At 71.8% G+C, this 15262-nt stretch carries 12 protein-coding genes and 1 pseudogene; 4 read left to right on the top strand and 9 right to left on the bottom strand.

All coding sequences use genetic code 11. The annotated features are described in order from the left end of the window. Positions 1-586 precede the first annotated feature (586 nt). Positions 587-1729 (top strand): tryptophan--tRNA ligase, encoded by a 1143-nt coding sequence (gene trpS, locus ACIQNG_RS33245; RefSeq protein WP_401490186.1) that lies wholly within the window; start codon positions 587-589, stop codon positions 1727-1729. Here the strand turns inward: trpS and ACIQNG_RS33240 are convergent. Further along, positions 1690-2658: pseudogene (locus tag ACIQNG_RS33240) on the bottom strand (GlxA family transcriptional regulator); the annotation flags it as partial. The gene trpS and the pseudogene ACIQNG_RS33240 sit on opposite strands and share 40 nt — an antisense overlap. Positions 2659-2757: 99 nt before the next feature. Between ACIQNG_RS33240 and ACIQNG_RS33235 the strand changes: the two are divergent. Further along, the gene (locus ACIQNG_RS33235) at positions 2758-3342 is read left to right on the top strand and encodes a cysteine hydrolase family protein (RefSeq protein WP_401490183.1); all 585 of its coding nucleotides are present in this window, start codon (positions 2758-2760) and stop codon (positions 3340-3342) included. A 63-nt stretch (positions 3343-3405) separates the two neighbouring features. On the opposite strand, the gene proC is transcribed toward ACIQNG_RS33235, so the two are convergent. From proC to ACIQNG_RS33220, 3 genes are all read right to left on the bottom strand, one after another. Beyond that, positions 3406-4215 carry a pyrroline-5-carboxylate reductase gene (proC, locus tag ACIQNG_RS33230; RefSeq protein ID WP_401490211.1) on the bottom strand — a complete coding sequence of 270 codons (810 nt, stop codon included), beginning with the start codon at positions 4213-4215 and terminating at the stop codon, positions 3406-3408. A 111-nt stretch (positions 4216-4326) separates the two neighbouring features. After that, entirely contained in the window at positions 4327-5106 is a 780-nt protein-coding gene (locus tag ACIQNG_RS33225) for an ABC transporter permease (RefSeq protein WP_401490181.1), read from the bottom strand. Beyond that, positions 5103-5903 carry an ABC transporter ATP-binding protein gene (locus tag ACIQNG_RS33220; protein WP_401490178.1) on the bottom strand — a complete coding sequence of 267 codons (801 nt, stop codon included), beginning with the start codon at positions 5901-5903 and terminating at the stop codon, positions 5103-5105. The genes ACIQNG_RS33225 and ACIQNG_RS33220 overlap by 4 nt, the downstream gene beginning before the upstream one ends. A gap of 281 nt (positions 5904-6184) precedes the next feature. On the opposite strand from ACIQNG_RS33220, the gene ACIQNG_RS33215 reads away from it, so the two are divergent. Next, positions 6185-7618, top strand: coding sequence for a SulP family inorganic anion transporter (locus ACIQNG_RS33215; RefSeq protein ID WP_401490176.1), 1434 nt, complete (start codon positions 6185-6187; stop codon positions 7616-7618). Positions 7619-7777: 159 nt separating this feature from the next. Here ACIQNG_RS33215 and ACIQNG_RS33210 read toward each other — a convergent pair whose 3' ends face one another. Both ACIQNG_RS33210 and ACIQNG_RS33205 read right to left on the bottom strand, forming a co-directional pair. Continuing rightward, positions 7778-8311 (bottom strand): EamA/RhaT family transporter, encoded by a 534-nt coding sequence (locus ACIQNG_RS33210; protein ID WP_401490174.1) that lies wholly within the window; start codon positions 8309-8311, stop codon positions 7778-7780. A 171-nt stretch (positions 8312-8482) separates the two neighbouring features. Further along, positions 8483-8896 carry an SH3 domain-containing protein gene (locus tag ACIQNG_RS33205; protein ID WP_401490171.1) on the bottom strand — a complete coding sequence of 138 codons (414 nt, stop codon included), beginning with the start codon at positions 8894-8896 and terminating at the stop codon, positions 8483-8485. A 157-nt stretch (positions 8897-9053) separates the two neighbouring features. Here ACIQNG_RS33205 and ACIQNG_RS33200 point away from each other — a divergent pair, with 157 nt between their 5' ends. Continuing rightward, positions 9054-11327 carry a serine/threonine-protein kinase gene (locus tag ACIQNG_RS33200; protein WP_401490169.1) on the top strand — a complete coding sequence of 758 codons (2274 nt, stop codon included), beginning with the start codon at positions 9054-9056 and terminating at the stop codon, positions 11325-11327. A 30-nt stretch (positions 11328-11357) separates the two neighbouring features. On the opposite strand, the gene ilvD is transcribed toward ACIQNG_RS33200, so the two are convergent. From ilvD to ACIQNG_RS33185, 3 genes are all read right to left on the bottom strand, one after another. Continuing rightward, a complete protein-coding gene (gene ilvD / locus ACIQNG_RS33195; protein ID WP_401490167.1) occupies positions 11358-13211 on the bottom strand; it encodes a dihydroxy-acid dehydratase in 1854 nt (617 codons plus the stop codon). Positions 13212-13503: 292 nt separating this feature from the next. Continuing rightward, positions 13504-14136, bottom strand: a complete 633-nt coding sequence (locus ACIQNG_RS33190) for a TetR family transcriptional regulator (RefSeq protein ID WP_401490165.1) — start codon at positions 14134-14136, stop codon at positions 13504-13506. Positions 14137-14221: 85 nt separating this feature from the next. Then, the gene (locus ACIQNG_RS33185) at positions 14222-15058 is read right to left on the bottom strand and encodes a sugar phosphate isomerase/epimerase family protein (protein WP_401433571.1); all 837 of its coding nucleotides are present in this window, start codon (positions 15056-15058) and stop codon (positions 14222-14224) included. Positions 15059-15262: the final 204 nt, after the last annotated feature.

Raw genomic sequence — 15262 nt, 5'->3', positions numbered from 1 at the left:
AGTTCTCAAGGAACGGACGCTTCCTTTGTACTCACCCTCTCGGGCTTTCCTCCGGGCTTCCCTTCGGTGTCTCCGACTCTATCAGATCCTTTTCTCGACCTGACCCCCAGTCAGCGGGGTTCGCCTTCCCGGCCGTTGGGCCGTTCCGACGAGTGAGACTTTAGCGGATTCCCGGCTCCCTAGCTAATCGGGGGCCGCGTCCTTTCGAACGTGGATTCCTCATTTCGCAAATACGCATGCCAGCAACAAGGTGAGCAGACGGGCAGATGTCTGACCGGCTGTTCGCCGAGAGTGGTTGGGACTTGCGGAATGGCTGTCCGGGGACCGACCGGGGTCGGCGCTCACGTCGGACAACTCGGAGAACAGTACGGACCGGCATGTCGTGTGTCAACTCTCGTCCGGACGGGCCTCCGGAGGCTACGCTGAGGCACATGACGACGCGTACGTGTCACCAGTACTGGTGGGCCGCCTGACGGCGGCCGGACTCACGTGTGCACTCGACGGCCGCCGCCTCGGCGGCCGTTTTTTTGTCTCCCTCCAGAGGGACCGGCCGGCGGGTGCGGCGGCTCTACCTGGAGGTTGTGAGATGAAGCGGGTCTTCAGCGGGGTCAAGCCGACCGGGCATCTGACGCTGGGGAACTACCTGGGGGCCATGCGGCAGTGGGCCACGGTGGACCAGCACGAGGCCGACGCCGTGTTCTGCATCGTCGATCTGCACGCCCTGACCGTGGACCACGATCCCGGGCGCGTACGCAGGCTCAGTCGGCAGGCGGCGACGCTGCTGCTGGCGGCCGGGCTGGATCCGAGCCTGTGCACCGTGTTCGTACAGAGTCATGTGGACGAGCACGCGCGGCTGTCGTATCTGCTGGAGTGCGTGGCCACCGATGGCGAGATGCGGCGGATGATCCAGTACAAGGAGAAGGCCGCGCGGGAGCGGGAGCGGGGCGGGAGTGTGCGGCTGTCGCTGCTGACGTATCCCGTGCTGATGGCCGCGGACATCCTGGCGTACGGGACCGACGCGGTGCCGGTCGGGGACGACCAGACGCAGCATGTGGAGCTGGCCCGGGATCTGGCGGTGCGGTTCAACCAGCGGTACGGGCAGGCGTTCGTGGTGCCGCGGGCGACGAAGCCGCGGGTGGCGGCACGGGTGATGAACCTCCAGGACCCCCTGTCGAAGATGGGGAAGAGCGATGACACCGGGCCCGGGATCGTCTATCTGCTGGACGAGCCGGAGGTGGCGCGGAAGAAGATCATGCGGGCCGTGACCGACAGCGGGCGGGAGGTCGTCTACGACCGGGAGGCCCGGCCGGGGCTCGCGAACCTGCTGGAGATCCTCGCGGCCTGCACGGGTGGGAACCCGGAGGGGCTGAGCGGTGTATATGAGTCGTACGGCGCCTTGAAGAAGGACACCGCGGAGGCGGTGGTGGAGGTTCTGCGGCCCGTACAGGACAGGCACAAGGAGTTGTGCGCGGATCCTGCGTATGTGGAGGGGGTGCTGCGGGATGGTGCGGAGCGGGCTCGGGCCATGGCGCGGCCGACCGTGGACGCGGCCTATCGGGCGATCGGACTGCTGCCCGCCGTCGCGGGAGGTCCGGCGAAGACGGACTCCTCGGAGCTGGATTCCCCGGAGCGGGGTTCCTTGGAGCGGGGTTCCTCCGGTGCGGGCGGTTCGGGGGCCGGTGGTTCGGTGGCCGGTGGTTCGGTGGGGTCGCTGAACGCGGCGCGGTAGGCGCGTGGGCTGGTGGCGAGGCGCGATGCGAAGTGCTGGCGCATGGTGACCTCGCTGCCGAAGCCGGCGCGGCGGGCGATCTCGGGCATGGGGAGGTCGGTGCGTTCGAGGAGTTTCTGGGCGGCGGCGACGCGCTGGTCGAGGAGCCAGTTCAGCGGGGTGGTGCCGGTGGCCGCGGTGAAGTGGCGGGCGAAGGTGCGGGCGGACATCCCGGCGTGGGCGGCCAGGTCGGCGACGGTGAGCGGTCGGTGCAGATGACGTAGGGCGTGTTCGCGTACGGCGGCCAGGGTGTCGGTGTCGCGGTCGGTCCGGGGGGTGGGGTGCTCGATGAACTGGGCCTGGTTCCCGGTGCGGAAGGGGGCGGTGACCATGGAGCGGGCGATGGTGGCGGCTGCCTCGGCTCCATGGGTGCGGCGGACGAGATGGAGGCAGAGGTCGATGCCGGCGGCGGATCCGGCGGCGGTCCAGATGTTGTCGTCCTCGATGAAGAGGGCGTCGGGAACGACGGTGACCCGGGGGTGGTGGGTGCGCAGAAGGCCGACGAGGTTCCAGTGGGTGATGGCGCGGCGGCCGTCGAGGAGTCCGGCCTGGGCGAGGGTGAAGGCTCCGCCGCAGAGTGCGGCGATGGTGGTGCCGCGGGCGTGGGCGCGGCGGAGGGCCCGGAGGACGGGGTCGGGTGCGGGGGTGAGGTGGTCGTCCAGGCCGGGGATGAGGATCAGGTCGGCTCGGGGCAGCCAGTCGAGGGTGCGGTCGGGGGTGAGGCTGAGGCCGCCGCGCATGGGGATGGGGGTGGTGGTGTCGGTGGCGACGCGGCGGAGGGAGAAGGCGGGGTTCTTGATGGCGGTTCCGCTGGTGCTGTCCGCGCGGTCGCCGTCCCAGACCTCGGTGATGATCGAGACGTCGAAGGCGCGGATGCCGGGGAAGGCCATGAGGGCTACGCGGTACACGTCCACGGTTGGCAGTAAACCATCGAACGCTGTCTTCTGTACCTCTGGGGCGGCGGGCCGGGCGGCGCCAGGATCGTGGGCATGGAGATCGCAGAGAAGACAGCGCTGGTCGTGGTGGATGTGCAGCAGGGCTTTGATGAGTTGGCGCTCTCGCTGCCGCGCAACAACCCGGACGCGGACGAGAACATCGCCGCGTTGATCGATGTCTGGCAGGCGACGGGCCGGCCGGTGGTGTTCGTCCGGCACGACTCGGTGGAGGAGGACTCGCCGCTGCGGCGGGGGTACCAGGGCAATGACTTCAAGGAGTACGTGCGGGCACGGCGTGGGAAGGGGGGTGGGGCCGAGCTGCTGCTGACGAAGTCGGTGCATTCGGCGTTTCTCGGGACGCCCGATCTGGACGGCTGGCTGAAGGCGGAGGGCATCGGGCAGATCGTGGTGGCCGGGATCCAGACCAACTTCTGTGTGGAGACGACCTCACGGATGGGAGGCAATCTGGGGTACGACGTGGTGGTGGCGTGGGATGCCACGTACACCTTCGACGTGGAGGGGCCGTTCGGCTGGCGGCTCAGTGCGGAGGAGGCGGCGCGGGCCTCGGCGGTGCAGCTGCACGGGGGCGGCTTCGCGCGGGTGGTGACGACGGCGGAGGTCGTGCGCGCGGTGGGGTGAGCGACCGGTCCGGGGCGGGGCGCTGTCGGGCGCCGGTGCCCCGGGCGGGTGGGTCGGCCGGGGTCAGCTGTTGCCGGAGGCCAGTTCGCGGCTGCGGTCGCGGGCGGCTTCGAGGGCGGCGATGAGGGCGGCTCGTACGCCGTGGCTCTCCAGTTCGCGGATGGCGTTGATGGTGGTGCCGGCCGGTGAGGTGACGTTCTCGCGGAGCTTGACCGGGTGTTCGCCGCTGTCGCGGAGCATGGTGGCGGCGCCGATGGCGGACTGGACGATGAGGTCGTGGGCCTTGTCGCGGGGCAGGCCCAGCAGGATGCCGGCGTCGGTCATGGCTTCAACCAGGTAGAAGAAGTAGGCCGGGCCGGAGCCGGAGAGGGCGGTGCAGGCGTCCTGCTGGGACTCGGGGACGCGCAGGGTCTTGCCGACGGCGCCGAAGATCTCCTCGGCGGTGGCGAGGTGGTCGGCGGTGGCGTGGCTGCCGGGGGAGATGACGGACATGGCCTCGTCCACGAGGGCGGGGGTGTTCGTCATGACGCGGACGACGGGGGTACCGGCGGCCAGGCGTTCCTCGAAGAAGGAGGTGGGGATACCGGCGGCGCCGCTGATGATCAGGCGGTCGGTGGGGATGTGGGGGGCGAGTTCGTCCAGAAGGGTGCCCATGTCCTGCGGCTTGACCGTGAGAATCAGGGTGTCCGCGGTCTTGGCGGCCTCGGCGTTGGTGACGGGGGTGACTCCGTGGCGGGCGCGGAGTTCCTCGGCGCGCTCGGGGCGGCGGGTGGTGACCAGCAGGTCGGCGGGTGACCAGCCTCCGCGGATCATTCCGCTGAGCAGGGCTTCGCCGATTTTTCCGGTGCCTAGGACGGCGACTTTCTGGGTCATGGTGCGGGTGCCCTCCGGGGGTTTGGCGTCCGGTTTCATCCTCGCACTCGTAGGGGTGGGGTGGGTGGGATGTCCGGTGGGCGGACGTCGTGGTCGGGGCCGGGGTGGGCGTCAGGTGGTGCGGCGGCGGAGGGTCGCCGCGCCCAGGAAGAGGACCAGGAGGGCGCATCCGGCGACGATCAGGGCGTCGCGGGCGAAGGCGGCGGTGAGGTCGGGGTGCTTGAGGACCTCGTTCATGCCGTCGACGGCGTAGGACATGGGGAGGGCGTCGGAGATCGCTTCGAGGGCGGGGTGCATCTGGTCGCGGGGGGTGAACAGGCCGCAGAGGAGGAGTTGGGGGAAGATCACCGCCGGCATGAACTGGACCGCCTGGAACTCGGAGGCCGCGAAGGCCGAGACGAAGAGGCCGAGGGCCGTACCGAGGAGCGCGTCGAGCAGGGCCACCAGGAGGAGCAGCCAGGGTGAGCCGGTGACGTCGAGGCCGAGGCCCCAGACGGCGAGGGCGGTGGCGAGGGCGGACTGGACGATCGCGAGGGCGCCGAAGGCGAGGGCGTAGCCGGCGATGAGGTCGCCTTTGCCGAGGGGCATGGCGAGGAGGCGTTCGAGGGTGCCCGAGGTGCGTTCGCGCAGGGTGGCGATGGAGGTGACCAGGAACATCGTGATCAGGGGGAAGATGCCGAGGAGTGAGGCGCCGATGCTGTCGAACGTGCGGGCGTTGCCGTCGAAGACATAGCGCAGCAGGAAGAGCATCACGCAGGGGACGAGGAGCATCAGCGCGATGGTGCGGGGGTCGTGGCGGAGCTGGCGCAGGACCCGGGCCGCGGTGGCGAGGGTGCGGGAGGCGTTGAGGGCGCCGGCGGGGGCTGCCGGGGGCGTGCCGGTGGGGGTCATCGGGTGCTCTCCTTCGTGCGGCCGGCTGCCGTGGCCCGGTCGACCAGGTGCAGGAAGGCTTCCTCGACGGTGTCGGTGGCGGTGCGGGTGCGCAGGGCGGCCGGGGTGTCGTCGGCGAGGATCTCGCCCTCGCGCATGAGGAGGAGGCGGTGGCAGCGCTCGGCCTCGTCCATGACGTGGGAGGAGATGAGGAGGGTGGTGCCGCGGGTGGCGGAGAGTGAGTGGAAGAGGTCCCACAGGTCGCGGCGGAGGACGGGGTCGAGACCGACGGTGGGTTCGTCGAGGACGAGGAGTTCGGGGGTGCCGAGCAGGGCGACGGCGAGGGAGACCCGGCTGCGCTGGCCGCCGGAGAGGGCACCGGCGAGGGTGTCGGCGTGGCTGGTGAGGGCGACGTCCTCGATGGCGCGGGTGACGTCGGAGCGGCGGTGGGCGGTGGCGGCGCGGCCGGGGGTGAGGACGGCGGCGAAGTAGGCGAGGTTCTGGCGGACGGTCAGGTCGTCGTAGACGGAGGGGGCCTGGGTGACGTAGCCGATGCGGGTGCGGTTGGTGGGGTGGCCGGCCGGGCGGCCCAGGACGTCGAGGGTGCCGGTGACCTTGGCCTGGGTGCCGACGATCGTGCGTATGAGGGTGGACTTTCCGCAGCCGGAGGGGCCGAGGAGGCCGGTGATCTGGCCGCGGGGCACGGTGAGGTCGAGGCCGTGCAGCACGGTGCGGGGGCCGCGTTCGACGGTGAGTCGTTCGGCGCGTACGGCGGGTGGGCGTGGGGGTGGTGGGCCGCTCGGAGTTTTATTCATCATGCGATGAATAATCCTCTCGGGGTGGGGTGCCGTCAAGCGCGGTGGGGGGGCGCAGGCGCGTGCGGGTGTGAACGGAGCGCATCCCTCCGGTCTGGGTGCTTCCGTTTGTGAGGGTGAGCCCGCGCAGATCGGCTCCCGGGGTGAAGTGGGGCTCCGGACAATGACGTTCAGTGCGCGGTGGGGAGAAAGACCGCGCACGGCCGTCCGGCCGCGCCCCCTTACGGCTGGGCGTCCCGACAGCTACCTGGCGCTCCGGCGCACAACGGAAGGTGCTGTAGCCCATGCGATGTGCCGTCTCCCGGCCTGATCTGTTCGCCTCGCTCGTCGTCTTCCTCGTCGCGTTGCCGCTGTGCGTGGGGGTGGCGTTGGCGTCCGGGGTCCCGCCCGAGCTGGGGTTGGTCACCGGGATCGTCGGTGGGCTGGTCGCCGGGGCGCTGCCCGGCAGCAGCCTCCAGGTCAGCGGGCCGGCGGCGGGGCTGACGGTGCTGGTGTACGAGGCGGTGCGGACGTACGGGCTGGGGGCGCTGGGGGTGCTGGTGGGGGCGGCGGGCCTGCTTCAGCTGGGGCTGGGGGCGCTGGGGCTGGGGCGCTGGTTCCGGGCGGTGTCGACGGCGGTGGTGCAGGGGATGCTCGCCGGGATCGGGCTGCTGCTGGTGACCGGGCAGGTGTACGCGCTGGGCGATGTGGAGGTGCCGTCCGGGGGGCTCGCGGCGATCGCGGGGCTGGTGGAGCTGCCGTGGCGGGCGGATCCGGCGGCGTTGTCAGTGGGGGGTGCCACCATTGTCGTATCGCTGCTGTGGGCGCGGTGGGGCGGTGGGGCCCGGCTGGTTCCCGCGCCGTTGGTGGCGGTGCTGGTGGCGACGGCGGCCACCTGGCTGCTCGGCCTGAAGGTGCGGCGGGTCGAGGTGCAGGGGCTGCTGGACGTGGTGCGGGTGCCGTCGGTGACGGATGTCGGGCGGCTGATGGAAGTGGGGGTGATCGGGACGGTCGTGGCGCTGGCGCTGATCGCGTCGGCCGAGTCGCTGTTCGGGGCGGCGGCGGTGGACCGGCTGCACGACGGTCCGCGTACGGACTACGACCGGGAACTGATGGCGCAGGGCACCGGCAATGTGGTGTGCGGGCTGCTCGGGGCGTTGCCGATGACGGCGGTGATCGTGCGCAGCGCCGCCAATGTGGCGGCGGGGGCCCGTACGAAGGCGGCGCGGGTGCTGCACGGGGTGTGGCTGCTGGTGGTCGTCGCCGGGGTGCCGGGGGTGCTGGGGCTGATCCCGGTGGCGGCACTGGCGGGGCTGCTGGTGCACGCCGGGTGGCGGCTGGTGCCGGTGGACGAGGTGGTGGGGCTGTGGCGAGGTCATCGGGGGGAGGTCGTGGTGCTCGGGGTCACGGCGGGGATCGTGCTCGCCGGGAGCCTGTTCGAGGGGGTGGTGGCGGGGCTGGCCCTCGCGGTGGCCAAGTCCGCCTGGGACATCAGTCAGGTGCAGATGGAGACGGAGGACCGGGGGGAGGCGGGGATCGTCGTACGGGTGCGGGGGAACGCGACGTTCGTACGGCTGCCGAAGCTGCTGGACGAGTTGGACGCGCTGCCCGCGGACCGGGCGGTGCGGCTGGAGCTGGGCGGTCTGGCGCACATGGACCACGCCAGCGCGGCGGCCCTGGAAGGCTGGGCCGCCGCTCGGGCTCAGGCGCTGGTGGTGAGCAGCAGCTCCACGTCGTAGGTCTTTTCGACCTGGCCGTCCGGGAAGCGGCTCGGCAGGTGGGCGCGCTCGCGGTGCGCGCAGTCCGGGCCCGCGGTGTTGTCGGTGGCGCGGCCGGTGATCCGGCGCAGTTCGGCGGCGGCGTCGCGGCCGAAGTGGTGGCGGACGCGGTCGCACGTTCTAGGAGCGGCGGCGTTTCTTCGAGGGGTTGCCGGTGCGGCGGGTCGAGCGCTTCTCGTGGCGGCGGCGGGCCTCCTCGTACTCGGCGCGGCGGAGTTTCTCACCGGGCGCCTCGATGAGGGTGCGGAAGAAATAGGCGAGGAGGGCGCCCACGAAGCCGACGGCCAGGAAGCCGCGGAGGGAGGACTGACGGTCGGGGTCGGCGCGCTTGGTGAAGGTGTCCCAGGTGTGGCGGAACGCCAGCGCGCTGCACACGGCGAACATCACGATCATCAGGAGGCTGACGAAGCTGCCGGAGTCGGCGAGCTGGATGCCCTCGTAGGCGAAGCGCAGGACCAGACAGGCGGCGACGGCCAGCGCGAGGGAGCCGACGGCGGTACCGGCGCGGCGCAGGGTGTAGCCGTCGGTGTGGTCGACCCAGGTGGTGCCGTAGAAGCGGATCGGCTCGGGCTGGGGACCCGCGGGGGTCGCCCGGGTGCCGTCGTCGCCGGGGGGCGTCGGCTGGTCCGGGGTGCCCTTCTGGTTCTGGCTCACCCGTCGATTATCGCTCCCGGGGGGTGTGGGGTCTCTACCGAGGCGGCAGGAAGGGCTGCGGGAGGGGTGGCAAGAGGACGGCAGGAAGGGTGGCGGGAGGGTGGCGTATCGGATCCGGGCCGGTGTGCCTGGCGTCCCTGCCCGGGGTGGGGCAGGGACGGGGGCGGGTGGTCAGGAGCAGCGCGGGGCCACGTAGCCGTCGCTGCCCGTCTTCACGTAGGCGTCGGACACGTACTGCGCGTTCGCGATGCAGTCCCAGATGTTCGACGTGCCGTAGGGGCCCGAGACGGACTCGCCGGGGCGCTGGCAGTAGATCGGGACGGTGGTGCCCAGGGGCAGGGTGCGGACGATGCGGTACTGCGTGCCGGGGCCGCTGCGGACGTTGAGCTGGACGCCCGGGGCTACGGGGTAGGCGCGGACCCGTGCCGCCGCCCCCGTGTCCGCCCGGCCTTCGGTCTCGCGGCCCTCGGTCTCGTGGCCCTGCGTCTCCCGGCCTTCCGTCTCGCGGCCCTGCGGCTCAGTGGGCTCGGGCGCCGTCTCGTGCGCGGCTGCCGTGCCTGATGCCTCGATGTCCTCCGTGGCCATGTCGGCCTCCCCCCATGTGGACGTTCTTGCACAGTTGTGAATGGTTCACGCCAAAATTATGCGGCGCACCGAGGCTAGCAAGGCGCCCCGGGTTTCGTACGGAGCATCGACTAGGCTCACCCCGTCGTGCGTGCGGAGGAGCATCCGGGGGTGAGCGATGCCGCCATGGCGCAGCACCGGTACGGATGGGGAAGCGGAATCTCCGCAGTACGCCGGGGAGTATGTGCTGGAGGCCGAGTTGGGCTCCGGGGGGATGGGGGTCGTGCATCTGGCCCGGTCCGCCTCCGGGTTGAAGCTCGCCGTGAAGGTCGTGCATGCGGAGTTCGCCCAGGACCCCGAGTTCAGGGGGCGGTTCCGGCAGGAGATCGGGGCGGCACGGAAGGTCAGCGGAGCGTTCACCGCGCCTGTTGTGGACGCCGATCCGGAGGCCGGGCGGCCCTGGATGGCCACCCTGTTCATCCCCGGTCCCACCCTCGCCGAGCATGTGAAGCGGAACGGAGCCCTGCCGGTGCCGCGGCTGCGGCAGTTGATGGCGGGGCTCGCCGAGGCGCTGCGGGACATCCACCGGGCCGGAGTGGTCCACCGCGATCTCAAACCCAGCAATGTGCTGCTCGCCGAGGACGGGCCGAAAGTCATCGACTTCGGGATCTCCCGGCCTTCCGACAGCGAACTGCGCACCGAGACCGGCAAGCTGATCGGTACGCCGCCGTTCATGGCGCCCGAGCAGTTCCGCAGGCCCAGGACGGTGGGGCCGGCCGCCGATGTGTTCGCGCTGGGGTCGGTCATCGTGCACGCGGCGACCGGAAGCGGACCGTTCGATTCGGACAGTCCGTATCTGGTGGCGTATCAGGTCGTCCATGAAGAGCCGGACTTGACAGGGGTTCCGGACGATCTCGCGCCCCTCGTCGCCCGCTGTCTCGCCAAGGAACCGGATGAACGGCCCACGCCCGACGAGCTGATGGCCGAGTTGCGGACCGTCTCGGCGTCGTACGACACACAGGCGTTCATCCCTGATCAGCGGGGGCCGGCCACGGACGGCAGTGTGGCCGACTCCCCCGTCGGCTCCCCCGTCGGTTCCGCCATCGGCTCCGCCGTCAGTTCTGTGGTGGGTTCCGTCGGTGGTGCTTCCGAGGCTCCCACCCATCGGCGTCGGGTGCCCGCCGTCGTCTCCGGCCCCGCCTCCGACGGGGTACGGCGGCCCTCGCGGCGGCGGCGGTTGTGGATGGGGATCGGCGCGGGGATCGTCGTACTGGCGCTCGGGGGTGGGGTGATGGCCCTCGGGGGTGAGGAGCCGGACGCCACGCCCGCCGGGCGGGAGCGGCCCGTGGGCGAACGGCCGGTGGGCGAACGGCCGGTGGGCGAACGGTTCCGGGCCTGGGAGGCCGAGGTGAGCGCCGAGGGTGTCCGGGCCAGTGGGGTGGCGCGGTGTGTGTACTCGTCGGCCGCGCTGTACTGCTCGCGGCCCGGTCTGCTGGCCGCCGCCGTCGATCCCGAGGACGGGACGGTGCGCTGGGCGCGGGCGGGCGCGGCGGAGGGCGGGCCGAAGGGCGGGGACGGGACCGTGGAACCGCCCGTGCTCGCGGGTGGGCTGCTGCATGTGCTGGCCGACGACGGACGGCGGCTCACCGCGCTGGATCCCGGGACCGGCCGCACCCGCTGGAGCCATGACCTGACCGGCTACGGCGGACGGTTCGCGCACGCGGGCGGGGTCGTGCTGCTGACCGCCGCCGACTCGACCGTCACCGCGCTGGACGCGGCCACCGGGGAGCGCAAGTGGCGGCACCGGGTCGAGGGGCTCGCGCAGCCTACGTTCCGGTCGTACGGGGACGGGACCGCCTACGCGGTCGGGCTGGACGGCACCCGGGGCACGCGGGTCGTCGCCGTGGACCCGGAGAGCGGCGCGACGCGCTGGGAGCGGCGGCTCGGCGGGGCGCTGACGCTGGTCGGGGCGCGGGACGGGGTGCTCTGGTTCACCTCGACCTCGGCGTCGTTCGCCGACACCGACGCCGTGGTGCGCTACGACGTGGAGGGGCGGACGAAGAAGCGGATCGCGCTGCGCCATCCGGTCGCCGGCGCGCAGACCGTCGTAGCGGACGAGACCGTGTATCTGCTCGGTGCGCAGGGGGCGCTGGTCGCGGTCGACACCCGTCGGGCCGAGCAGGTGTGGCGGCTGGAGACGTCGGTGAGTTTCCCGTCGGCGCCGGTGGTGGCGGACGGGCGGCTGTACTTCAGTGCCGGGGACGGGCGGCTGATCGCCGTCGGGGCGGCGCGGGGTGAGCCGCTGGGGCAGACGGAGGCGCGGCCCGGGGCGGCCCGGGACTCGGTGGTGTCGGGGCTGCCGGTGCCGGTCGCGGCGGACGGGAAGGTGTTCGGGGCGACGCCGGACGGGGTGCTGTTCGGGGTGGACGGGGCGAAGCCCGGTAGCTGGTGAGCGCCTGGTGAGTTCACGCGGTCCTGGTGATCAGCCCAGCTTGCTGACGTCGCGGATCGCGCCCTTGTCCGCGCTGGTCGCCATCGCGGCGTAGGCGCGCAGCGCGGCGGAGACCTTGCGCTCGCGGTTCCTCGGGGCGTACACGCCGTTCAGGGCCTGCTCGCGGCGGATCAGTTCGGCCTCGTCGACCAAGAGGTGGATCGAGCGTTTCGGGATGTCGATGCGGATGCGGTCGCCGTTCTCGACCAGGGCGATGGTGCCGCCGGACGCGGCCTCCGGGGAGGCATGCCCGATGGAGAGCCCGGACGTGCCGCCGGAGAAGCGGCCGTCGGTGATCAGCGCACAGCTCTTGCCGAGGCCCCGGCCCTTCAGGTACGAGGTCGGGTACAGCATCTCCTGCATACCGGGGCCGCCCTTGGGGCCCTCGTAGCGGATGACGACGACGTCGCCTTCCTTGATCTGCTTGCTGAGGATCTTCTCGACGGCCTCTTCCTGCGATTCGCAGACGACCGCCGGGCCCTCGAAGGTCCAGATGGAGGAGTCGACGCCGGCCGTCTTCACCACACAGCCGTCGACGGCGAGGTTCCCCTTGAGGACCGCGAGGCCGCCGTCCTTGGAGTAGGCGTGCTCGGCCGAGCGGATGCAGCCGCCCTCCGCGTCCTGGTCGAGGGTGTCCCAGCGCTCGGACTGGGAGAACGCCTCGGCGGAGCGGACGCAGCCGGGGGCCGCGTGCCACAGTTCGACGGCCTCGGGCGACGGGGAGCCGGCCCGCACGTCCCAGGTCTTGAGCCAGTCGGCGAGGGACGGGCTGTGGATGGAGTGGACGTCCTCGTTGAGCAGGCCCGCGCGGTGCAGTTCGCCGAGCAGGGCCGGGATGCCGCCCGCGCGGTGCACGTCCTCCATGTAGTACGTACGGTCCTTGGCGACGTTCGGCGCGACCTTGGCCAGGCAGGGGACACGGCGCGACACGGCGTCGATCTCCGCCAGTCCGAAGGGCACCTCGGCCTCCTGGGCGGCGGCCAGCAGATGCAGGATCGTGTTGGTGGAGCCGCCCATCGCGATGTCCAGGGCCATGGCGTTCTCGAAGGCGGCGAAGGTGGCGATGTTGCGCGGCAGGACCGTGGCGTCGTCCTGCTCGTAGTAGCGGCGGGTCAGGTCCATCACCGTGTGCGCGGCGTCGACGTAGAGCTGCTTGCGGGCGGTGTGGGTGGCGAGGACCGAGCCGTTGCCGGGGAGGGAGAGACCGATGGCCTCGGTTAGGCAGTTCATCGAGTTGGCGGTGAACATGCCGGAACAGGAGCCGCAGGTCGGACAGGCGTTCTCCTCGATACGGAGGACGTCGGCGTCGGAGATGTTCTCGTTGGCGGCGTCGACCATCGCGTCGATGAGGTCGAGCGTGCGGACCGTGCCGTCGACCAGGGTGGCGCGGCCGGCCTCCATGGGGCCGCCGGAGACGAAGACCGTGGGGATGTTCAGGCGCAGAGCCGCGTTGAGCATGCCCGGGGTGATCTTGTCGCAGTTGGAGATGCAGACCAGGGCGTCGGCGCAGTGGGCCTCGACCATGTACTCCACGCTGTCCGCGATCAGGTCGCGGGAGGGCAGGGAGTAGAGCATGCCGCCGTGGCCCATCGCGATGCCGTCGTCCACGGCGATCGTGTTGAACTCGCGGGGGATGCCGCCGGCCGCGACGATCGCCTCGCTGACGATCCGGCCGACCGGCGCGAGGTGGGTGTGGCCGGGCACGAACTCCGTGAAGCTGTTGGCGACGGCGATGATCGGCTTCCGGCCGATGTCCGCACCGGGTACACCGGAGGCGCGCATAAGGGCGCGGGCGCCCGCCATGTTGCGGCCGTGGGTGACTGTGCGGGACCTCAGCTCGGGCATCGTCGCTCGCTCCTTCGGACGGGTCGCCGGTCGGTGTCGGTACCGACGGTTTTCTGACTGATATGAGCGTACGCCGCTGGGCCAAAGGATGGACCCTGTGTCCGGGATACGGGATTGGAATTCCGCGCTCGGGGGGGGCGGGGGGGGAGGAGGGAGGGGGCTGGGGGGTGGTTTGGCTCGGGGGTGGCTCGGGGGTGCGGGGGGCCGGGGGGCTCGGGGGTGCGGGGACTCGGGGATGCCGGGGTGCGGGGGCTCGGGGGTGCAGGTGCGGGTGGCCCGGGGGGCCGGGGGCTCAGGGGCCGGTGAGGTGGGCCTGGACCGCGGGGGCCACGCGTTCGATGATCCGTTCCAGATCGGCCGAGGCCAGCGGCTCCACCTTGACCACGTAGCGGATCACCGCGGCGCCCACGAGCTGTGCCGCCGCGAGTTCGGTGCGTAGCTGGGCGTCCGGGAGTTCGATCTCGGCGGCGATCCGGCGCAGCAGCTGGCTGACGATGAGGCGGCGGAAGACCGTGGCGGCGGCCTCGTTCGTCAGGGCCGAGCGGACGACGGCCAGCAGGGGGGCGCGGGTGGCCGGGTTCTCCCAGACGCCGAAGAAGAAGCGGGTCAGCCGCTCGCCGGCGCTGTCCAGGGGGCCGGCCAGGACGACGTCCGGGGCGGAGAGGGCGGGCGCGGCGGCGATCTCCACGGCCGCTTCGAACATCTGTTCCTTTGTGCCGAAGTAGTGGTGCACGAGCGCGGAGTCCACTCCGGCCGCCTTCGCGATCCCGCGTACGGAGGTCTTCTCGTAGCCCCGTTCGGCGAACTCCTCCCGGGCGGCGTGCAGGATGCGGTCGCGGGTGGCGGGAGCGTCGGTGCCGGCGGCGCGGGCGGGGCGGCCTCGGCGGCGGGGGGTGGAGGGGGGGTGCGGGTGCTGCTCTGGCATCAGGGGGCCGCCGGGGTTGTTGTGGCTGTGGGGCTGGTGGGGTTGGTGGGGCTGGCGGGGCTGGCCGGTCTTGGGGGCGGCGTTTTCATGATCGCCGTCCGGTGCCCGGCAGGCGGGCCGTGGATGCCAGGTGGAGGCGGGTGAAGGCGAGGGCCTCCGCCAGGTCGGCCTCGCGTTCGGCGCTGGACATGGCCCGGCGGGTGTTCACCTCGATCACGACATGGCCGTCGAATCCGGTGCGGGCGAGGCGCTCCAGCAGTTCGGCGCAGGGCTGGGTGCCGCGGCCCGGGACCAGGTGCTCGTCCTTGGCGGAGCCCCGGCCGTCGGCGAGGTGGACGTGGCCGAGGCGGTCGTCCATACGGTCGATCATCTGGAGGGCGTCGGTGCGGGCGGTCGCCGTGTGGCTGAGGTCGATCGTGTAGTGGCGGTAGTCGTCCTTGGTGACGTCCCACTCGGGGGCGTACGCCAGCATTTCGCGGTCGCGGTAGCGCCAGGGGTACATGTTCTCGACGGCGAACCGTACGTCCGTCTCGTCCGCCATCCGCCAGATGCCGGTGACGAAGTCGCGCGCGTACTGGCGCTGCCAGCGGAACGGGGGGTGGACCACGACCGTGCTCGCGCCGAGCCGTTCCGCGGCGGCACGGGCGCGCTGGAGTTTGGTCCAGGGGTCGGTGGACCACACGCGCTGGGTGATCAGCAGGCAGGGGGCGTGGACGGCGAGGACGGGGATGCGGTGGTGGTCGCTGAGGCGGCGCAGGCTGTCGACGTCCTGGCTGACGGGGTCGTTCCAGACCATGACCTCCACGCCGTCGTAGCCGAGGCGCGCGGCGATCTCGAAGGCCGTCGCCGTCGACTCCGGGTAGACGGAGGCCGTCGACAGGGCGACCTTCGCGTCCGGAACTCGTACGACTGGGGGGGCCACGAAGGAAAGGGTACGTGGGTTGCGGGGAGGGGGTTCGGTGTGGCGGGGCGTGGACGCGCCTTGGTGTTGTGGGGGCGAGTGGGGTGGGGCGGGTGCGGGTCGTGGTCGCTTGTCGCGCAGTTCCCCGCGCCCCTGACGGCGACGCCATGGCCGTCGGCCGGATCGGGCGGGCGTACGCGGGGGGTGCGGGGGCGAGTGCGCGTC

Origin of the sequence: Streptomyces sp. NPDC091377 (assembly GCF_044757045.1) — a bacterium.
Classification (GTDB): Bacteria; Actinomycetota; Actinomycetes; order Streptomycetales; family Streptomycetaceae; genus Streptomyces.
The sequence above is the reverse complement of the archived record's forward strand: the minus strand, read 5'-3'. Positions and strand labels throughout refer to the sequence as shown.